This is a genomic window from Bacteroidota bacterium (assembly GCA_013696965.1).
In the GTDB taxonomy this organism is placed as follows: Bacteria; Bacteroidota; Bacteroidia; order JACCXN01; family JACCXN01; genus JACCXN01.
This window is the reverse complement of the sequence record JACCXN010000009.1, coordinates 146,892-167,764: the sequence shown is the minus strand read 5'-3', so window position 1 is coordinate 167,764 and position 20,873 is coordinate 146,892. Positions and strand designations below refer to the sequence as shown.

Sequence of the window (20,873 nt, the reverse complement as noted above, 5' to 3'; positions counted from 1 at the left end):
TCTTTTTATAAATTCGTTTTTATAATTTCAATAAAAGATGAATACAGCTACCAAATCAAAAGGGGCAATAGCCCGTTTTCTAGATATTATTGAAAAAGCGGGAAACAAGCTTCCAGACCCGGCAATTCTGTTTTTAATCCTAATGCTTTTGGTTTGGTTTCTTTCGGCTATTATGGCTCCAATTGCCTTTAGTGAGATAGATCCAAGAACGGGAGTGTCAGTACGCATAATCAATCTTCTTACTGGTCCCTCACTTGCAAATTTCCTTGCTAATATGGTTGGTACTTTTACAGGTTTTGCACCTCTGGGTATTGTTCTTGTTGCAATGCTTGGAGTGGGAGTTGCTGAACATTCGGGTTTTATTAACGCTGGTTTAAAATCAATGTTAGGAGTTACACCAAAAAAATTATTAACCCCTATGCTTATTTTGGTTGCTATAATCAGCCACACTGCAACTGATGCAGGCTATGTATTGGTTATACCCCTTGGAGGTGTTATTTTTTATGCTGCAGGTCGTCATCCTCTTGCTGGAATAGCAGCTGCTTTTGCTGGTGTTTCCGGTGGTTTTAGTGCAAATTTTATCCCCTCTGGTATTGATCCTTTACTTCAAGGTTTTACTCAATCAGCCGCAAGAATTATTGATCCTGTTATAGAATTAAACCCACTTAACAACTGGTTTTTCACTGGCTTATCCTGTATTCTCATAGTTGGATTAGGATGGTATTTAACCGATAAGGTTGTAGAACCAAGATTATTAAAAAATTCTCCCGTTGACGATTCCATTGATGATGAACCACAAATGAATGAATTATCTTCAAAAGAAAAAAAAGCCTTTTGGGTTGCTACTTGGACAATGCTTATAGGATTACTGATTCTTTTCTTTTGGGTGTGGCCAAATGATTCTGCTATGCGCTCTCCTGATGGGCAGGTTGCATCCTTTGCTGCTCCTTTGATGAGATCCATTGTGCCAATTATTTTTATTGTTTTTTTGCTTCCAGGTGTTATTTATGGTTTTCTGGCTGGTATCTATAAAAAATCAGGAGATGTTATTCAGAGTATGAGTAAAGCAATGAGTGGAATGAGTTATTACATAGTTATGGCTTTTTTCTGTGCCTTATTTATTGACGCCTTTAGTAAATCTAATATTGGAGCTTTACTTGCACTCAAGGGAGCCTCATTTCTACAATCTATGGCTTTTCCTGCTGAAGTAACTATTGTAGGAATAGTGTTTTTAACAGCGGCAGTTAATCTTCTGGTTGGTTCTGCTTCTGCAAAATGGGCTCTTATAAGCCCTGTAATGGTTCCTATGCTCATGCAGCTTAATATTTCCCCAGACCTTACTCAAGCGGCCTACAGAGTTGGTGATTCGGCCTCCAACATTGTTACACCTCTTATGCCTTACTTCCCCCTTGTTGTTATCTTTTGCCAGCGCTATGTTAAAAAAACAGGCATTGGAACCCTGGTGGCAATGATGATTCCTTATTCAATTGTTTTTCTGCTTTCCTGGACCGCTTTTTTACTTATCTTTTGGAAACTTGGTATTCCATTAGGATTACAGTCTACATACAGCTATCCTTGATTGCCCTTTAAGCGCTTTCTTTTTTAATAGAATTTAAAAATCATACTATTCCTTATCATTTTAAAAATAGTGCTTTTAAATAGTGATTTTCCTGTTTGATTAATAAATCAAAAACCTCCTTATTTCTATAGACTTTGCTGTTTGGTTCTTTGCGCACTTTGATTTGAAAAATCAAAACCCTAAGCTTTAGCCTTCGTATTTTTTTTTGCTCCTTGGGTGAAAATTTTCAATTAAATCAAATAAAAAAAGACCGGCAATTCTGGTCCGGCCTTTTATTATTATTTAGTAACAAATTTTTTAATTCCCCATTTCAGACATGAACTTTACTCTCATCAAACGTATTTCCTCTTCTGAGAAATCGTTTTCTCCTAATTCAACAAGGGCCTTCTCTATAGAATCTGAGGTTGCAGACCGGAAATATTCAAAAATTTCATCTTGTTTTTCTTCATCAATCACATCATTTATAAAATAATGGATGTTAACTTTTGTGCCTGATGCAACAATACTTTCAATTTCATTTAAAAGATCTGTAAACTCAAGTCCTTTTGCTTCAGCAATTGAATCAAGAGGAACTTTCCTGTCAATACTTTGAATAATGTATACTTTTAAACCTGATTTGTTTACAACAGATTTAACAACCATATCCTGAGGCCTTTCAATGTCATTTTCTTCAACATGTTTAGAAATGAGATCAATAATAGGCTTTCCGAATTTAAGGGCTTTTCCTGCACCTACCCCGGTTATTTGTTTAAGCTCATCCATTGTTATTGGATAATGGGTGGCCATATCTTCAAGAGATGTGTCCTGAAAAATAACAAATGGTGGAAGATTTTGTTGTTTGGCTATTTTTTTTCTTAAATCTTTTAACAGCGAGAACAATGTTTCGTCTGCCGTTCCAGAACCGCCTCCTTGACTAGAAGGGCTTGGACCTTCTTCTTCGTTTGAATTTTCGTAATTGTGATCTTTGGTTACCATTACCTGATATGGATTTTTTATAAATTCGTGTCCTTTTTTACTAACTTTTAATAAGCCATAATTTTCAATATCCTTTGAAATTAAATCAATAACAAGGGCTTGTCTTATTACTGCATTCCAAATTTTTTCATCATTCTCATCACCCTCACCAAAAACATCCAACTTGTCATGTTTGTATGATTTAACCGTTGCATTGTCAATTCCTAATAACACAGAAATTATATGATTACCTTTAAACTTCTCTTTTACTGCTAAAATTGTTTGCAATAATAATGAAATTTCTTGTTGTGCATCAAATTTTGGTTTTGGATTTGCACAATTATCACATTTATTATCACAATTATTCTCATCATACTCCTCCCCGAAGTAATGAAGCAATGATTTTCTCCTGCACATTGATGTTTCGGCATAAGAAATAGTTTCCTGAATAAGTTGCCTTCCTATTTCTTGCTCGGCAACGGGTTTTCCCTGTAAAAACTTTTCAAGCTTCTCAATATCCTTATAACTGTAAAAAGCTATACAGTTTCCCTCGCCACCATCTCTTCCTGCCCTGCCTGTTTCCTGGTAATATCCTTCAAGGCTCTTTGGCATGTCATGATGTATTACAAATCTAACATCGGGTTTATCAATACCCATTCCGAATGCAATTGTAGCTACAATCACATCAATATCTTCCATAAGGAACTTATCCTGTGTTTTTGCTCTTACGCCCGCTTCAAGACCTGCATGATAAGGCAAAGCCTTAATTCCATTCACTATAAGTGTTTGGGCCAGTTCTTCAACTTTCTTCCTGCTAAGGCAATAAATAATACCCGATTTTCCTTGATGCTGGCGTATATACTTTATAATATCACGATTTACATCATTCTTGGATCTTATTTCATAATTTAAATTTGGCCTGTTAAAAGAGGAGTGAAAAGCAGTAGCATCGCTCATTCCCAGATTTTTTTGTATGTCTTGCTGAACCTTGGGTGTGGCGGTTGCAGTAAGGGCTATAATGGGAACCTTGCCTATGGCTTCAATAATTGTCTTCAATCTTCTGTACTCAGGACGAAAGTCATGACCCCATTCAGAAATACAGTGGGCCTCATCAATGGCAAAAAATGAAATTTTAATGTCAGTTAAAAAATCAATGTTTTCTTGTTTAGTCAGAGATTCAGGGGCAACATAAAGTAATTTTGTTTTACCAGAAATCACATCTTGTTTTACCTGTGTAATTTCTGTTTTATTTAAAGATGAATTCATGAAATGTGCAATTCCATCATCAGTGCCAAAACTCCGAATGGAATCCACCTGGTTTTTCATCAGCGCAATTAGTGGAGAAATAATAATTGCCGTTCCATCACTTATAAGAGCAGGTAATTGATAGCACAAGGATTTACCGCCTCCAGTTGGCATTATTACAAAGGTATGTTTTCCATTCAGCACATTTTGAATGATTGCTTCCTGATGGCCTTTAAATTTAGTAAATCCAAAAAACTTTTTTAAAGCTCCTGGCAATGAAATTTCAACTGACAACATTTTAATATTTATTATTAATTAACTGATTAATCTTTTTAGTTTAAGTTTGTAACGTAAATATAAAATATTTAGTGATATAATATCATTTATTTTAAATAGTTTTTATAAAAAATTATATGAAGATTTGAAAACAAACGATGAAATAATTAAAATCGCTGCAACAACCTTAAAAACAGAAGCCGAGGCAGTAAGAAAAATTGCAGATTTCGTAAATGTTGATTTCGCTGAATGCGTTAAATTTATACATAATTCAAAAGGAAGATTAATTGTAACAGGAGTTGGAAAAAGCGCTATTATTGCCAGTAAAATAGTGGCCACCTTAAATTCCACCGGCACTCCTTCTATCTTTATGCATGCTGCTGATGCAATTCACGGTGATCTTGGTATTGTGCAAACTGATGACATCGTTCTTTGTCTTTCTAAAAGTGGGAGTACACCAGAAATTAAGGTGCTTGTGCCTTTGGTTAAAAAAAACGGAAATAAATTGGTAGCATTGGTAGGTAATATTTCTTCCTATCTGGCAAATGAGGCCGACTTTGTGTTAAATGCAACAGTTGATAAAGAAGCATGCCCCAATAACCTCGCTCCTACATCCAGTACAACTGCACAACTTGCCCTTGGCGATGCCCTTGCTGTTTGTTTATTGGATTTGAAAGGGTTCAGTTCTGCTGATTTTGCAAAATACCATCCAGGCGGGTCTTTGGGAAAGCGTCTATATATGACAGTATATGATTTATGCAAAGGAAATGAGAAGCCTCTGGTTAAAATGGACTCCTCATTGAAAGATGTTATACTAGAGATATCTTCAAAAAGATTAGGTGCCACAGCGGTAGTTGAAAATGAATTGTTGAAAGGAATAATTACAGATGGAGACTTAAGAAGGATGCTACAGAAAGATACTGATATTTCTGTGCTTAAAGCCAGGGATATTATGTCGGTAGGGCCTAAATCAATTGAGGCAGAAGAATTGGCTGTACATGCACTTGCTTTATTCCAAAGCCAAAATATTACACAATTAATAGTTACCGATAAGGGTAAATATTGTGGTTTTATTCATTTTCATGATTTACTAAGGGAAGGCATAATTTGATTAATGTGGAAACATCACCTTTGGAAAAACTAGCAATTGTTATACCTGCTTTTAATGAGGAAAAATCAATAGCAGCAGTTATTAATGATATTCATTTAGCTCTAGGCCAAGTTGCATTGCATGCAGTAATAGTGGTGGTGAATGATTGTTCAATAGACAAAACAAAAGAAATAATTAACAATTGCAATTGCATAGCGTTGAATTTGCCGGTTAACCTGGGAATTGGCGGAGCTGTACAAACAGGAATAAAATGGGCCTGGCAAAATGGTTTTGATTATGTAATGCAAGTGGACGGAGATGGGCAACACCCAGCTCAGGAAATTCCTAAACTTATCTCTGCTTTACAAAATGATAGTGCTGATGTTGTAATTGGTTCCAGATTTATTGATAAAAAAGGATTTCAATCGAGTTTTGCCAGAAGGATAGGAATTAATTATTTTAAGTACATAAATAAAATTATTGTAGGAAAATCAATAAGTGACAGCACTTCAGGATTCAGGTTGATAAATAAAAAAGCAATGCAAGTTGCAGTTGAATATTATCCAGATGAATATCCAGAACCTGAAGCTATAATTTTGTATTCCATTCATAAATTAAAAATTCATGAGGTTGCAGTAGTAATGAAAGCGCGGCAGGGTGGAGTTTCTTCAATAAATGCAGTGTCTTCTATTTATTACATGTTTAAAGTCAGTTTGGCTATTCTTTTTACTTATATCCGTTTTAAAAGGTAATTATAGTTATGGAAAAAATTCAGATTATTGCTATTGTTGTAAGCATTGCTTTTCTTTTATATATAGGAAGACTTATTGTAAAAGGTAAACTAAGAGAGGAATATGCCATTGTATGGATAATTAGTACAATCATTCTTGTTGTATTTTCTTTTTGGAGATCAGGCCTTGATGTGGTAGCGGAAATGTTCGGCATATATGCTCCTCCAAACCTGGTATTTACAGGAGCCATTTTTGCCATACTTATTTACCTGCTTCATTTGTCTGTAGTTGGTTCTAAGTTGCAACAACAAAACAAAACTTTGGCCCAGGAAATAGCCTTGATCAAGGAAGAATTAAAAAGTAATTACAAAGAAAACCATCAGATAGATTAAGCATATTTTTTTTTCTAAATGCTCTTTTTTTACAATTTGTTGAAATTAAAATTTGTTTTATTCTACCTGAAATGTAAAATCAAATGAGAGACATGGTTTTTGATTGAGTGCAGGAAATATTTAATATTGCATAAAAAAAGTTTAAAATTAAATTAAGATGAAAACAACCAACATTTCCATGTATTTAGTAATAGGAGGCCTAATAATATTTCCATTATTGTATATTGTTTATGAATCAGGCAAGGCTCCAAAACCAGTGGAGGTTGTTGAAAAGCAAACAATACAAAAAAAGGCTCCTACTCTTGAAGAAATGGAAACAATTGCCAGTTCCAATCCAACATCGGGCAACCTTATTGACTTGTCGGTGGCCTATATTAACAATAACATGCCTGAAAAAAGTATCATGCATCTTCAGAAGGTTATTGAAATGGATCCAAAGAGCCATATTGCATATAACAATCTTTGCGTAGCTTATACACTACTTAAGCAATATGATAAAGGTATTGAAGCGGGAACTAAGGCTATTGAACTCTCTCCTGATTTTCAACTTGGCAAGAACAACCTGGCTTGGGCAAAAGACGAAAAAAAGAAGTTGGAATCAACCATAGGAAAATAATGGCTAATCTGCTTGGCTTTTCTGATTTAACACTTTTGAATACACAGATGTGAAAATAAGCTGGGCAGTTTTATAAAAAATAAGCATAAAAAGAATTAAAGCGGGTAAAACCCGGCTTACACGGATTAGAGATAATGAAGAAGAATCAATAGTTGATTTATCGATCAAAAAATAAAAACTTGGCAGGTAAAAAAACACTCCTGTTGCCAGCATTATTTTTATTAATTCTTTAGAAAACAATTGCTTCTCCTTAAGCAAATATAACATTGCAATAACAGGCAACACCGTTGCAAACTGATATTCCCAAACTGTATTGTAACTCAAAAAAAAACTCAAGGAAACTCCCATTACAATCAATAATAGAACATTTAAACGCGTTTTTCTTTCTTGTATAAAAGCCAATGCCAGTGAAAATAACAAAGATGTATACAAAGGAATTTTATAAAAGGAGGAGGATAATTGTTTGTCTAATAAAGTATCGATAAAAACAGGAAGTGAAAAAACTTCAATATGATTTAATCTATGTTCTGATTGGGCAATAAGATTCATCCAATGAATTCCATTGTCTTTCATATACTCTGTTAAAACAAATTTGTTTTTGTAAATATTCATGGTTTCTTTAATGTAATTAAAATCAAAAACCACATTTAAAAGACGGTTTAATCCAACACCTTCAGGATTTAACATTGGTACTAGAATAAAAACTAATGAAACAATAATGTATAGGATTAATGCGATAAAAGCATTCTTTCGTGTTTCTTTAACCACCAATAGTGCTGGCATCAACAAAATGACAATGGGTTTTGAAAAAAAAGAGATAAGTAAGCCCGCCAATAATTTTATTCCCGCGGCTTTTTCCTCAATCATGTTTTTAGCATAGGTTATTTCATATACAGCCAATAATAAAAGTGTTGTAGCAAGCACCAATGGGGCGTGCATATTTCCAACATAAAGCATCCAATAAACAGGAAACGAAACCAATAAAAGCATGTAGTAAATGCTTTTCTGCTCAATTTTTATAGCATGTTTAGAAAAGAGGTATCCGCAATAAAGCATTACCATAAGGGAAAAAACAACGAATGCTGCATAACTGTTCCAGGGTGAAAGAAAAGAAAACCAAGACATTATAAAAACGCTAAAAGCAGGGTGGCCTATATACCAGGTTGCATAAGGTCCATAACTTTTCCCTGCCCAGGTATTAAATGCGCTTCTGCCTTCTAACAGATTGAGGTATGACTTGGGTAAGGCAAAATAATCGATTCCTTGCACCTTTGCATTTTGTGCAGCCCAAAAAAAGGGATCAAGCCAACCAAATTTTAATGAGGCCAGCATAACGATTATCCATGCAGAAATTATCCAGGGAATATATTTGTAAATGGGTTGAAGCATACTTTTTAAAACTTTTTATTTATTCTTTAAGTAAGGTTTTTTTATTCACTTACAAGTTCCAACCTTTAACTTATTCTGGCTTTTGAGCACTTTTTTAGCAATGCAAAATTCACCTACAATACACGAATTTATTTTGGAATAATCGGGTATTGCTTCAAAATAAATGTTCTGATAAATAAAGAACTTTTTTATTAAGAATTAATTCATATTTGCTTTTTTTATTTAATTCAAACTTTTATTGATTCTTATTGGTCAATTTGCTTTTTGCTAAATTAAGGTTGTTTTTTGCAATAAGTAAATTTGGATTTATTTTTAGAGCTTGCTCACATGCAACTATTTCCTGTTCCCACATTGCCATTGCTCCATATGCAGCTGCAATATTATTATATGCTTCAGCAAATTCCGGTTTTAGTTCCAATGCTTTTTTAGCTGATTCTATGCATTTCTCATAGTCTGCTTTTTCATAATAATAAAGGCTTAATTCTAGGTAACCTTCTGGAGTTGGTTTTGTTTGCATTTGTTCAACTAGTAACTCTATTTTCCCTTTTCTTGTTTTAGAATTTTCAAGATGAAGAAGTGTTGTTTTATCCTGAGGGAAATAGTGAAGGGTTTGATTTGCCAGGCTTGTTAATTTTTCCCATTCACGGTTATCGAAATACAACTGCATTAATAAATGCCTTCCATTTAAATGGCCAGAACTAATTTCAATGCATGAAAGCAAGGATTCCTCCGCCTCTTTTAATCGCTTATTTTTTTTAAGAAAATCAGCAAAATGAAAATGCGTATTTGGATTATCTGGTCCATATTTAACACCATTGAGAAAATAATTTTCAGCTTCCTTTTTCTGCCCTAAAGCGTTTTTTAAAATACCTAAATTAATATGCAAATAAGAATAGTTTGGAGTGTAGTTAAGCGCTTTTAAAAAATAGTGTTCAGCAACAGTATAATTCCCTTTTGACATTTGAGTAAGTCCATAGTTCATTAGTCCTCGTCCATTTTCAGGGCTTTTAAGGGTTACATCCAACCATAAGGATTCTCCTGTTTTCCAAACCTCATTTCTTTGATGTGTCCCAAAAGCATATACCGAAAGGAGCAAAACAGCCAGCATTGAAACACTAAATTTTGATGTTTCAATTTTCACCAAAATATATTTGTTCATTACTAAATAAATTGTCCAGCAAACACTAATCATTAAACCTACAAATGGAAAATAAATTCGATGATCGTTCATAACCTCTGCCAATGGAATAACACTTGAGGATGGCACAAGAGATATTAAAAACCAAAGGATTCCAAAAGCAATTGGTTTAAGCTCTTTTTTTGAAGAACAAATAAAAGCGACATATAAAAGATACATTAAAAAGGAAATGCCAATAATAAATCGTGGATCAGCCACTGAGCTAAGCGTCCTCCAATCAGTATCCGCACTCAAATTAACAGGAGCAAAAAAGGTTAAAAAATAATGCAGAATGATATAAGGTTGTGTAATTAGATAATTAAATACGGAATTTCCACCTGCCACCCACGTTTCAGGTTCCATTTTTTGAATGAAAATATATACCAGTCCAGAGACGATAAAGGAGGGTAGGCTGATGATTATTACTTTTTTTAGTGCTTGGAAATTTTTTGCCTTGAAAATTTCCATTGGTTTTATTTCTGTTTCAAAAAGAAAAACATAAACCATTAAAAGAGGAGCAAACATAACAGCAGTAGGCTTTGCCAATGCTCCTATTGCAACAGGAATTAGGTATAAATGCCATTTTCGTGATAAAGGAGAGAATAAAAACAAGATGAATCCAAGCAAAAGGAAAAAAGTTGATAAGGAATCAGACCGTGAAATAATATAATTGATTGTTTCAGCATTGGCAGGATGAAGTAAATACCAAGCAACACCAAACATTGCAAGAAAAAAATTCGCTTTTCCTGTTAACGTTAAATCAAATATTTTCAGAAAAAAGAAGAACATGAGCAATCCCTGTAAAAGGAAAAAAATGAAATTGTCCAGGTGAAAGTAAAAAGGAGATAGGTTATTGCCAACCCAGTAATCAATTGCCAGTGTGGTTGAAACAACAGGCCGGTAGGATTGATTGCTTGGAAGGGTACTGAATGTTGTGCCATCTTTAAAAAAAAGAGGAATGTTTTTTATATCCCTTATAAAAGCATTTCCTGATATAGTATGTGCATCATCAAAATGAAAATCATTTTCAAAATGATTGCTGTAAGTAATTAAAGCAGAAATTGCAATTAAAGAGAAGATCAGATAAAATTTCAAATCTTTAAAAATACCTTTAGGTGTGTTATTCATGGCTTTAAAATGCGGTTTAAAATTATTAAAATTATCATTCAAAGCAGTTTGGAACCAAATAATATTTTTTCATGAAAACAAAATATAACTTTAAACGAAGCGTCATGAAGTATATTACGGATATTGTTGCGATGTTTTTTAATTAAAATCAAGCTGTAAAAAAGGCGTTAAAATTCCTATATTTACCTCCTATTACAAAATTTATGTCAAATAGTCCGGAACATTACAAGGCAGAAATGTCCTTTTTAGAACACCTTGAGGCTTTGCGCTGGCATTTGATGCGAATTGCAATTGCAGTTGGTGTAGTTACTTTAGCTGCTTTTTTAAATAAGTCTTTTATATTTGATTTTGTAATCCTTGCTCCAAAAAATGTTGATTTCTGGACTTATGGATTTTTATGTCAGGTATCAAAAGCCGCTTATCTTGAAGGAGCCTTGTGTATTACCGAAATTCCTTTCACGCTCATTAACATCGATATGTCCGGCCAGTTTTCTACTCATATTCTGGTTTCCGTGATTGCAGGAATAGTTTTATCTTTCCCATACATAGTTTGGGAGCTTTGGCGATTTGTAATGCCGGCTTTACATGCTCATGAGAAAAAGTACAGTGGAGTATTTATTTTTTCTGTATCTATTCTTTTTTTAATGGGTATTCTTTTTGGGTATTATTTTGTAGCCCCATTGTCTGTTAATTTTCTGGGCTCATACCAGGTTAGTGCTGCCGTTGCAAATCAAATCAGCCTTTTATCCTATATTTCAACTATCAGCACTATAACTCTTGCATCAGGGCTTGTTTTTGAATTGCCTGTTCTAGTTTATTTCCTAACTAAAATAGGTCTGGTTACTCCTGCTTTTATGCGTATCTATCGAAAACATTCCATTGTAGTAATATTAATTCTGTCTGCCATTATAACTCCTCCGGACATTTCAAGTCAGATTTTGGTATCCATACCAATTCTTGTTTTATATGAAATAAGCATTTTTATTTCAGCTATTACCCTTAGAAAACAAATAAAAAATTAATTTATGAGTAAGAAGGTAAATGAATTTAATGCGTATCGCAGTAAAATGAATGATAAATTGCTTGCTGCCGATAATCTAACCTTAAAAAGAATTTTTAATATTGATGCCAATGCTTATAAAGATGGGGCATTGTCTCTGAAAACAAAAGAAATGCTTGGCCTTATTTCATCCATGGTTTTGCGTTGTGACGATTGTGTCAAATACCATCTTGAGAAATGCTTTGAGGCAGGATTGAGTAAGGATGAACTTTTCGAAGTTTTTTCTATAGCCAATTTGGTTGGAGGCACCATTGTAATTCCACATACAAGAAAAGCGTTGGAGTTTTGGGAAGAACTTTGTAATATTAAGGCGGACAATTAAAATATTTAGTAAAAACTGCTGTTTAAAAAGCAAATGAGAAAAATTATATTTTCCCTTATTTTTGGTTTCTCCTCTCTTGTTGTTGTTTCTCAAAACACAAAAGTTATGGGAAAAGTAATAGATGCTGAAACAAAAGAGGCACTGCCTTTTGTAAACTTGGTTTTTAAAGGAACCAGGATTGGAACTACTACAGATTTTGATGGTAAATTCTTAATGGAGACCAATCAGTGGACTGATTCTATTATGGTTTCTTCCGTTGGATACGATCCATTAACCAAACCCCTTATTCGAAACAGAACCCAAACCATTAATTTTGAACTTAAACCCGGAAGTGTTCAATTAAAAGAAGTGATAATTAAGCCTGGTGAAAACCCTGCTCATGTATTATTGAAAAAAGTAATTGAAAACAAACAGCAAAACAACAGGGAGAATTTAGAATCCTTTGAGTATGAGGTGTATAATAAAGTCCAGTTTGATTTAAACAACATTCCTGACTCCTATAAAGACAAGAAGATTTTCAAAAACTTTAAATTTATTTTCGACAATATAGATTCCACAGGAGAGAAACCTGCCTTACCTATGTTTATTACCGAAACTTTGTCTGAAATGGTTTATCGAAAAAAACCACGTGCCCTTAAGGAGCAAATAAAAGCAGTAAAGATATCCGGAGTTAAAAATGAAAGCATCAATCAGTTTATGGGAGATATTTACCAAAATGTAAATATCTATGATAATTATATTCTTGTTTTCGGGAAAAGTTTTATAAGTCCCATTGCTGATTTCGGCCTTTTATACTACAAATATTATCTAATTGACAGCACACATATTGATGACCGTTGGAGTTACCATGTTTCATTTATGCCACGAAGAAGGCAGGAACCAACCTTTGCCGGCGATTTTTGGGTTCATGACACTACTTTCGCAATAAGTAGGATTGAAGTTTCAATAGCTTCTGATGCAAACATCAATTTTGTTAACGGTTTTTCCGCATACCAGGAGTTCAACCTATTTGATGGAGTATGGATGATGACCAAGGATAAACTGACAGTCGATTTTAATATGGCTGACAATTCAATGGGTATTTATGGAAGGAAAATATCGTCCTATAAAAACTTTGTAATCAATAAACCCCGTCCCGATTCATACTATTCAGGAACTGATGATGTAATTGTTGATGCAGATGCATCAGATAAGGCAAATGAGTACTGGATGGATTGCAGGCATGATTCCTTACAAGAAAAGGAAAAAGCAATTTATCAGCTTGTAGATTCAATAAAATCAGTACCTGCTTTTAAAACCTATGTTGATGTATTGGCTCTGATTATTTCGGGTTATCATGTAATAGGTAAATTTGAATTAGGCCCTTATTTTACTACTTACAGTTTTAATCAAATTGAAGGAAACCGCATACGGTTAGGGGGAAGAACCAGTAACTCATTTAGTACAAGGCTTCAATTGGAGGGTTATGGTGCCTATGGTTTTTTAGATGAAGCATTTAAATATGGAGCAGGTTTCAAGTATTTCCTGAGTAAAACACCCCGACAGGCTGTTGGTGGTTCAATTAAATATGACATGGAACAATTAGGCCAAAGTCCAAATGCCTTACGACAGGATAATATTTTAGCCTCAGCTTTCAGACGCAACCCTTTTTACAAGCTTATTCTGGTTGATCAATACCAGGCGTTTTATGAAAGAGAATGGTTTAGCGGTTTTTCTAACCGGCTTACCTTTAATAACCGTACTTTACATCCAACTGATTCAATTTCTTTCGAACAAAATAGCCCTGATGCTACTGTTATAGTGCCTAAAATCACTACTTCCGAAATTAATGTTTATACTCGGTTTGCTTACCGTGAAAAGTTTGTTTCTGGTGAATTTGAAAGAATAAGCCTGGGAACAAATTATCCAATATTTCAATTAAATTATGCCCTTGGAATTAAAGGCCTTTTCGGAGGGCAGTATGAATACCAGAGAGCAACCTTTAATGTGCATAATTTTATACGAACAGCGCCCTTTGGCTATTTGGATTATATGTTTGAAGCAGGTAAAGTTTGGGGAAATCTCCCTTATGCTCTGTTAGAGCTTCATCCGGGTAATGAAACATATTCTTATGACAAGTATTCATTTAACATGATGAATTATTTTGAGTTTGTAAGTGATGAATATTTAAGCCTTTCATTGGAACAGCATTTTGGGGGTTTTTTCCTGGATAAAATACCTTTTATGCGTAAATTAAAATGGCGAGAAGTAGCTTTGGCAAAAGGTGTTATTGGTTCATTGAGAGACGAAAACAGGCAACAAATGTCTTTGCCTAGTAATATGCAATCGCTCAGCAAACCCTATGTTGAAACAGGTTTTGGGGTTGAGAATATTTTTAAAGTATTAAGGATTGATGCGCTTTGGAGGCTCTCATACCTTGACAATCCTGACATTCAGAAATGGGGTATAAGAGGAACAATACAATTTACTTTTTAAGATTTTCATAATTATGATTTTAACCGCCACTAACCTGATTAAAAAGTACAAGAGCAGAACGGTTGTAAAAGGAGTTTCTGTTGAAGTAAAACAGGGTGAAATTGTTGGTCTGCTTGGACCTAATGGGGCTGGAAAAACAACAACTTTTTACATGATAGTGGGAATGATAAAACCATATTCAGGAAAAATACACCTGGATAATGATGATATCACAAATGAACCCATGTATAAGCGGGCGCAAAAAGGAATAGGTTATTTAGCACAGGAAGCCTCTGTTTTTAGAAAATTAAGTGTTGAGGATAACATAAAATCTGTGCTAGAAATGGTAAACATTAGCAAGGAGGAGCAAAGGGAAAAGTTAGAATCCTTGCTTAATGAATTCGGGCTTCAACATATTCGTAAAAACAGAGGTGATTTATTGTCTGGAGGTGAAAGAAGAAGAACTGAAATTGCACGTGCACTTGCAGTTTCTCCAAATTTCATCCTTCTTGATGAGCCTTTTGCAGGAGTAGACCCAATTGCTGTTGAAGACATCCAGGGAATTATTCATAAATTAAAAGCCAAAAACATAGGAATCTTAATTACAGATCACAATGTTCATGAAACCCTTACCATTACGGATAGGGCTTATCTTTTATTTGAAGGTAAAATACTAAAAGCAGGAACAGCCGAAGAACTTGCCGCTGACGAACAGGTTAGAAAAGTTTATTTGGGTAAGAATTTTGAATTAAGGAAGTAATTATTTAAAAAACCTACAGGCAAATTAAAGCAAATGCGCCCGTTTTTTCCTCAAAAATTTATTTCATTGAATGATTGCTAAATGAATTATTCAGCAACTTCAATTTTAAAATCATAGCTTTCCATAATCTGATTGGCAAGTAACTTCTTACATGCTTCTTCTGTTTTAGCTTGTGCAATTTCTTTGCTCTCAGCATCAATTTCAAGCGTAATATGTTTGCCAACCCTTACATTACTGATTTCTGACATGCCAAGGTTTTTCATTCCTGATGTTACAGCCTTGCCTTGAGGATCAAGTAATGCTTTTAAAGGCATAATGTCAATTTCAGCTCTGAATTTCATTTGTGGGAGGGTTAAAATGGTTTAAAATTTTCTTTATTACAATATCAATTAGAGATAACAAAACATAAAGAATAACAATAAATGGAATTCCTATTAATCTGTACTCATAAACGAGCCACAAAGATAGAAGAATAAACAAAAAACGAATAATATTTTCCTTTGATTTAATGTTTTTAAACTTCATTGCAAACAAAGGTATTTCAGAAATCATTAACAATGAAATTACAATACTTACTATGATATAAAACCAGGGGTTGAAAAGTAGTTCAGTAGAGGCAATATCAAAATCATTGAAATAAAAATGCTCTCTTAATTGATTTAGTGTTTCATTAGATGGAGGATGATAAAGGTTCAAACTATGCTCCCATACCAATACAGGGATTAATGAAGCAATAAATATAGCTCCCGCTGGTATTGGTAATCCAAGAAAAGAAGTTGCCTGTCTTTCATCTATATTGAATTTTGCCAACCTAATTGCCCCGAAAATTGTAACCAGGAATCCTGTTGATGCAAATGCAAGCACCTGCAATGATCGTTCGAACAAGGGAATTGAATAGGCCTCAAAACTAATGGTAATCATTTGAAAAAGTATTACCCCAGGGGCTACGCCAAAACTTACAATGTCTGCAAGTGAATCCAAATCTTTTCCAATTGGAGAATAAGCTTTGAATAAACGAGCAACTAAGCCATCAAAAAAATCAAAAACTGCTGCCAAGCCTATTAAATAACAGCTCCAGATTATTTGCTCATGAAAAGCAGCCACAACAGCTAAACAACCACTTAATAGATTAAGACAGGTTATGAAATTTGGTATGTTTTTTTTGATCATTATGATTGGCTGTTTTTCCTTTTACAAAAATATATTTTTAATTTCGTTTTTTGATGTTAATTGTTTAATTCCAACTTTATTCTTTGTTTTTATAGCTTCCTTTAAAGATTTTTTTTGGAATTTAAGTTAAGAAATAGGTCTCATTTTTAAAACTGGAAATAAATAAAGGGCTGCAGCTTTGCTGAAAGGGATTGATAAACAAGGAAAATTATTAAAGTTGAAATGCCCGCCTGCGCATACCATGGAATACTGGAAAAAAAGTTTTTATAACCCTCTTTAAAATTACCAGGTAACCAATGAATAACAAATCCAGAGAGCATAATTACAAAAACAGTTTTGTAAGAGCCTAATATTTCAAGAATAAGGTCTGGTCTGAAATTATTCCAAATCTGGTTTAATATGTCAAATGAAGTATTCATTGTTTCACTCCTAAACCAAATCCTTGTAAAAGTGATGAAAATAAAAGTAAGACCTATTTTCCAAGCGTTTGCAAACCACCTTGTACTGTTTTCCCAAGGGCTTATTTTTTTCCAGTTTTTATAAACAACAAGGCCAATTCCATTTAAGGCCCCCCAAATAATGAATTGAAAACTGGCTCCATGCCATAATCCACCCAAGAGCATAGTCAGCATTAAATTTATGTTGGTTACCATCCATTTTCTGAAAGACAAAACCAACAACATCATTAATCCGAAAACACCAGCAAAGCTGGCAATGGATATTCTCAACCAGATATCATCAGATAATAATAAAACTATAGATAAAATAGAAATGCAACAAATCCAGGTAAATGCAGAGGCTTTGCGATTTCCTCCTAAAGGAATATATAAATAATCTTTTAGCCAGGTTGACAAGGATATATGCCAGCGTTGCCAAAATTCACCCAGGTTTTTTGCCTTATAAGGAGAATTGAAGTTCTTGGGCAATCGAAAGCCCATAAGTAGAGCAATACCTATTGCCATATCCGTATATCCTGAAAAATCTGCATATACTTGTAAACTATACCCAAATAATGCGAGTAAATTTTCAAAACCAGTAAAAAACAAAGGATTATCAAACACACGATCAATAAAATTTACTGCTATATAATCTCCAAGAACTAATTTCTTGACCATTCCATTTAAAATCATAAAAACGGCCAATCCGAATGCTTTTTTATCCAGATCATAAGGTTTATATAATTGAGGTATGAATTCATTTGCACGAACAATGGGCCCTGCCACCAATTGGGGAAAGAAGCTCACATAAAAACCAAAATCCATTATGTTCCGCACAGGATTAATTCTTTCTCTGTAAACATCAATGGAATAACTAATGGTTTGAAATGTAAAAAAAGAAATACCAACGGGTAATAAAATAGAATTTACCTGATATTGACTTCCTGAGGCAATATTGGACCAATGAGCAAAATGGTTGAAAATTTCAATTTTGGTGGAAAATAATGCGTTGTAAGAATCTGTAAAAAAGTATGCATATTTAAAATAAGCAAGCACAAATAAATTAATGACAATACTTAAAGCTGTGAGCAACATTTTCCAGGATTTTTTTTGCATTTTATAGATGCTTAATCCGAGTGTGTAATCGCATAGTGTGGAAAAAAGAAGGATGGAAATGAAAAGACCGCTGGTTTTATAATAAAAAAAGAGACTCACAAAAAACAGGAAAGCATTTCTCAGCCATATTCTCTTGTGAAATAGGGATAAAAAAACCATTACAAGAGCGAAAAACGCCCAGAAAAAAAAGCGCGTGAAAAGCAAGGGCGTTTCTTCCGAAAAAAGAAAAATCCGAGCAAAGTTTTCCTTACTGAAAAAAAGAATTAAAAACTGTTCAAGGGTTTCCAATACTGTATTGTATATATGATTTTAATAGTGCATTATACATTAAATTTCCAATTATTTTGTAACCGTTTGGAGTAAGATGGATAAGATCCCTTTTTGCCATTCCTTGTTTTTCCCATTCTTTTATTGAACCAACACCACCCATTACATTCAGTAAATCCCAGACTCCTGCTCCGTGTTTTTCAGCTAATTTCACCATTGCCTGGCTTGCTTCTACTGATTTTTTATTTGGAAACTTCTTCTTGTAATAACTATCTGTATTGGTAGTGAATAAAATTGCTACATCAGGCATTAATGCCCGGATATTTAAAATAAGGGTGTCGTAATTTTGCATGTATTTTTCTTCTGTAAAGTCTCCCTCATGCACATCATTTATTCCTATTGAAAACAAAATCAAATCAGGTTTGAGTACTTTTAAATGAGTTGCTAATAAGCTGCAACGGTTATAAGAGGGTACACTTGCACCGTTTACCCCAATGGAGGTATAAGTAAACCCTGGCTCATCATTTTCTAAACTAATTCCGAAAAGAGTAAAATAGTTTTGTTGTTGAGCTGTTTTTCTTATTTCAAATTCTAAAGTGTCTTTTTTTTGATCAAAAACAAACTCCGTAAATCCATTTTTAGGATCATTAATTTCCTTGAATTTGCCTGAATTTAAAGGAAAAATTGCAAAAGAGGAATCGGTTAAATGATGAAATATTTTTATTCTTTGATGATAATAAGAGGCCGGCTGGCCTTCCCTAAAATATATTTTTACTGTAGAAATTGAATCATAAGTTGTTACTGATATACCTGATAAACCCAACAAACAATCTTTGCTTTTTTCTGCATTTCTGCATGCTGTCCAACTTCCTGTATAATCAATTTGATAGTGATATGGACTGTTTGTTTTGGCCATTGTAAAAGGAAACAAAAAGCCTCTTTCACCCGATGATCCCGGCATTAGTTCCTGAAGAAGGTTTCTTGTCTGACCTGACCACATGTCTGCTTGTATATGCGAGCCACCAAAATGAACAATTTTTATATTTCCCTGCCCTGTAAGCAGCATTTTTTCCATTTTCGAATATAAGTTTTTGTACTTTTTGTCTGAGCCATAAATATTTATTTTGTTGTATTGCTTGTTTACAAATGGATAGTTCTCCATTGTAAAAGGAGATGCCTGGGCAAAGAGCAGGTTTTTAAAAAGAACAGATAAAAAGAATATAAATATACTAAGGGATTGTTTTTTCATTCTTGTGTTTTTGTTTCCATTTTTTATAATCATTTGAAAAGGTTTCATAAAACATTCCGGCAATTTTTGAGGCTCCCTTTGTTGAAAAATGAATGTAATCCTTTGCAGCAAGAGCAGGTTCTGCATCCACCCATAAAGGCATTGAGTTTTTTCCACCCATTGCCTCATACATATCCCAATAGGCCGATCCAGTATTAAATGCTGCATTTTTTAATGCATCCCGAACTTGTTCCAGAAAAGGATGTGTAATATATTCATCCCCTTCTTTTATTGACATATCAGCCGGGCCGATTAAAATTACATCTGCTTTTGGAATCATTTTTTTTATCAATCTTAAATGCGCCTCCAACCACTCACCATAATCCTTACATTCTTTTTCTGAATCAATATAGGGCAAAACATTCCCTCCAAATTGCATGATGAACAAATCTGGTTGCAGCATGTTTAGCATTCTGGATAAATGTTCCCTGTTTATTTTTGAAAATTCTGTTCCTGAACCACCTCTTATAGGAATATTGTCGGCAATTATTCCAGTGGGAGATGAAATTGAAAATCCCAGGATGTCTGGGCTTATTTTTGTTTTAAATGTAAATTTGATTGTAGATGCAGGTGAATCAAAAACAATTTTGTATTGGGAGAGCACATTTGAAACCGGCAATAAATCTTCCCTTACAAGTTCATTGTCTTTAAAAACCTGGATAAATACCGGCATTGTGCAATTATCATAAAACATAGTTATTTCTCTAAATATCGAACTCTTTGAACCAGGTCTTGATGAAGGAGTTATTTCAAACCAGGCATAATGAAAGGCGGTATCTGCACGTAGTGAATCAGCATTAAAATCAGTGAACCTTGAAAAGGTAAGCAAAGCACCATAGTTTTTATGGTTTACACTGGTATCAATGTTTCCAAATCCTGTGTATCGTTTCCAGTTGTCAGAATATTTGTTGTTCGACCAGTCTTTAGTTGAAACAGGGATAATAGGAAACATTCCTGGTCCATCTCCACTAAAATCACCTTGTAGTTTTTGTCGGATTATTCCTGTTATTCTGTCACCCTCTAATTGAGAATCTCCGTAATGCATAATTCTTACGCGGCTTTTTGAAGTTGACGCCAAATTTAATTTTTCAAAAAAACTGTATAAAATACTTCTGTCGCCTCCCGGATATTGAATTTTTGATAAAGTTTGACGAAGAGAATCATTCACTGCCATTTGGAGAGAATCGGAATGACTATCAAGGCTTACATTCAAATAAAGAGATTCAGTAGGAATGTCCTCAATAATAAAGGAAATATCTTTTTTCTCAGTATGCTCTGGAATAAAAAAACCAGCAAGTGTAGGAAATTTAAGTTTAAAATCACCGTAAATAGTATATCCCCCCGATGGCATAATAGCCATTACAAGAAAAAGCAAGAGGAAAACAAAACAAATAAAATAGACTATTTTTGTCGGCTTCATTA

17 protein-coding genes are annotated in these 20,873 nt (G+C 33.9%); 9 read left to right on the top strand and 8 right to left on the bottom strand.

From position 1 onward, the window contains the following. Window positions 1-37 precede the first annotated feature (37 nt). Window positions 38-1,579, top strand: a complete 1,542-nt coding sequence (locus tag H0V01_01905; protein ID MBA2582124.1) for an AbgT family transporter — start codon at window positions 38-40, stop codon at window positions 1,577-1,579. Between the two features lie 297 nt (window positions 1,580-1,876). Here the strand turns inward: H0V01_01905 and recQ are convergent, their stop codons facing one another. Continuing rightward, window positions 1,877-4,072, bottom strand: coding sequence for a DNA helicase RecQ (gene recQ, locus H0V01_01900; protein MBA2582123.1), 2,196 nt, complete (start codon window positions 4,070-4,072; stop codon window positions 1,877-1,879). A gap of 127 nt (window positions 4,073-4,199) precedes the next feature. Here recQ and H0V01_01895 point away from each other — a divergent pair, with 127 nt between their 5' ends. From H0V01_01895 to H0V01_01880, 4 genes are all read left to right on the top strand, one after another. After that, window positions 4,200-5,165, top strand: coding sequence for a KpsF/GutQ family sugar-phosphate isomerase (locus tag H0V01_01895; GenBank protein MBA2582122.1), 966 nt, complete (start codon window positions 4,200-4,202; stop codon window positions 5,163-5,165). 20 nt (window positions 5,166-5,185) lie between these two features. After that, complete coding sequence (locus H0V01_01890) at window positions 5,186-5,896, top strand: glycosyltransferase family 2 protein (GenBank protein ID MBA2582121.1); 711 nt, start codon at window positions 5,186-5,188, stop codon at window positions 5,894-5,896. 8 nt (window positions 5,897-5,904) lie between these two features. Next, window positions 5,905-6,267 (top strand): DUF2304 domain-containing protein, encoded by a 363-nt coding sequence (locus tag H0V01_01885; GenBank protein MBA2582120.1) that lies wholly within the window; start codon window positions 5,905-5,907, stop codon window positions 6,265-6,267. Between the two features lie 157 nt (window positions 6,268-6,424). Then, window positions 6,425-6,883, top strand: a complete 459-nt coding sequence (locus tag H0V01_01880) for a hypothetical protein (protein ID MBA2582119.1) — start codon at window positions 6,425-6,427, stop codon at window positions 6,881-6,883. 3 nt (window positions 6,884-6,886) lie between these two features. Here H0V01_01880 and H0V01_01875 read toward each other — a convergent pair whose 3' ends face one another. Together H0V01_01875 and H0V01_01870 are read right to left on the bottom strand one after the other, a co-directional pair. Further along, complete coding sequence (locus H0V01_01875; protein ID MBA2582118.1) at window positions 6,887-8,272, bottom strand: hypothetical protein; 1,386 nt, start codon at window positions 8,270-8,272, stop codon at window positions 6,887-6,889. Between the two features lie 235 nt (window positions 8,273-8,507). Next, on the bottom strand, window positions 8,508-10,577 hold the full coding sequence (locus tag H0V01_01870; GenBank protein MBA2582117.1) for a hypothetical protein: 2,070 nt from the start codon (window positions 10,575-10,577) through the stop codon (window positions 8,508-8,510). A gap of 203 nt (window positions 10,578-10,780) precedes the next feature. On the opposite strand from H0V01_01870, the gene tatC reads away from it, so the two are divergent. From tatC to lptB, 4 genes are read left to right on the top strand one after another with little or no spacing between them, the layout of a single operon-like run. Further along, entirely contained in the window at window positions 10,781-11,599 is an 819-nt protein-coding gene (gene tatC, locus H0V01_01865) for a twin-arginine translocase subunit TatC (protein MBA2582116.1), read from the top strand. 3 nt (window positions 11,600-11,602) lie between these two features. Further along, window positions 11,603-11,959, top strand: a complete 357-nt coding sequence (locus H0V01_01860; protein ID MBA2582115.1) for a carboxymuconolactone decarboxylase family protein — start codon at window positions 11,603-11,605, stop codon at window positions 11,957-11,959. 33 nt (window positions 11,960-11,992) lie between these two features. Next, window positions 11,993-14,434: a carboxypeptidase-like regulatory domain-containing protein gene (locus tag H0V01_01855; protein ID MBA2582114.1), complete on the top strand. Its 2,442-nt coding sequence runs from the start codon at window positions 11,993-11,995 to the stop codon at window positions 14,432-14,434. 13 nt (window positions 14,435-14,447) lie between these two features. Beyond that, window positions 14,448-15,173, top strand: a complete 726-nt coding sequence (gene lptB / locus H0V01_01850; GenBank protein MBA2582113.1) for an LPS export ABC transporter ATP-binding protein — start codon at window positions 14,448-14,450, stop codon at window positions 15,171-15,173. A gap of 86 nt (window positions 15,174-15,259) precedes the next feature. Here the strand turns inward: lptB and purS are convergent, their stop codons facing one another. The 5 genes from purS to H0V01_01825 all read right to left on the bottom strand — a co-directional run bounded on the left by purS (window position 15,260) and on the right by H0V01_01825 (window position 20,871). Then, entirely contained in the window at window positions 15,260-15,514 is a 255-nt protein-coding gene (purS, locus tag H0V01_01845; GenBank protein MBA2582112.1) for a phosphoribosylformylglycinamidine synthase subunit PurS, read from the bottom strand. After that, window positions 15,498-16,340 carry a CDP-diacylglycerol--serine O-phosphatidyltransferase gene (pssA, locus tag H0V01_01840; protein MBA2582111.1) on the bottom strand — a complete coding sequence of 281 codons (843 nt, stop codon included), beginning with the start codon at window positions 16,338-16,340 and terminating at the stop codon, window positions 15,498-15,500. Before pssA ends, purS begins: the two co-directional genes overlap by 17 nt. A gap of 149 nt (window positions 16,341-16,489) precedes the next feature. Further along, a complete protein-coding gene (locus H0V01_01835; protein MBA2582110.1) occupies window positions 16,490-18,055 on the bottom strand; it encodes an MBOAT family protein in 1,566 nt (521 codons plus the stop codon). A 115-nt stretch (window positions 18,056-18,170) separates the two neighbouring features. Further along, a complete protein-coding gene (locus H0V01_01830; GenBank protein MBA2582109.1) occupies window positions 18,171-19,412 on the bottom strand; it encodes a hypothetical protein in 1,242 nt (413 codons plus the stop codon). Further along, window positions 19,393-20,871: a hypothetical protein gene (locus tag H0V01_01825; protein MBA2582108.1), complete on the bottom strand. Its 1,479-nt coding sequence runs from the start codon at window positions 20,869-20,871 to the stop codon at window positions 19,393-19,395. The genes H0V01_01830 and H0V01_01825 overlap by 20 nt, the downstream gene beginning before the upstream one ends. Between the last annotated feature and the right edge of the window lie 2 nt (window positions 20,872-20,873).

Coding starts and splice junctions, on each gene's coding strand:
- H0V01_01905 (MBA2582124.1), top strand. CDS start 38: ATGAATACAGCTACCAAATCAAAAGGGGCAATAGCCCGTTTTCTAGAT.
- H0V01_01885 (MBA2582120.1), top strand. CDS start 5,905: ATGGAAAAAATTCAGATTATTGCTATTGTTGTAAGCATTGCTTTTCTT.
- H0V01_01880 (MBA2582119.1), top strand. CDS start 6,425: ATGAAAACAACCAACATTTCCATGTATTTAGTAATAGGAGGCCTAATA.
- H0V01_01875 (MBA2582118.1), bottom strand. CDS start 8,272: ATGCTTCAACCCATTTACAAATATATTCCCTGGATAATTTCTGCATGG.
- H0V01_01870 (MBA2582117.1), bottom strand. CDS start 10,577: ATGAATAACACACCTAAAGGTATTTTTAAAGATTTGAAATTTTATCTG.
- tatC (MBA2582116.1), top strand. CDS start 10,781: ATGTCAAATAGTCCGGAACATTACAAGGCAGAAATGTCCTTTTTAGAA.
- H0V01_01860 (MBA2582115.1), top strand. CDS start 11,603: ATGAGTAAGAAGGTAAATGAATTTAATGCGTATCGCAGTAAAATGAAT.
- H0V01_01855 (MBA2582114.1), top strand. CDS start 11,993: ATGAGAAAAATTATATTTTCCCTTATTTTTGGTTTCTCCTCTCTTGTT.
- lptB (MBA2582113.1), top strand. CDS start 14,448: ATGATTTTAACCGCCACTAACCTGATTAAAAAGTACAAGAGCAGAACG.
- purS (MBA2582112.1), bottom strand. CDS start 15,514: ATGAAATTCAGAGCTGAAATTGACATTATGCCTTTAAAAGCATTACTT.
- H0V01_01835 (MBA2582110.1), bottom strand. CDS start 18,055: ATGGTTTTTTTATCCCTATTTCACAAGAGAATATGGCTGAGAAATGCT.
- H0V01_01830 (MBA2582109.1), bottom strand. CDS start 19,412: ATGAAAAAACAATCCCTTAGTATATTTATATTCTTTTTATCTGTTCTT.
- H0V01_01825 (MBA2582108.1), bottom strand. CDS start 20,871: ATGAAGCCGACAAAAATAGTCTATTTTATTTGTTTTGTTTTCCTCTTG.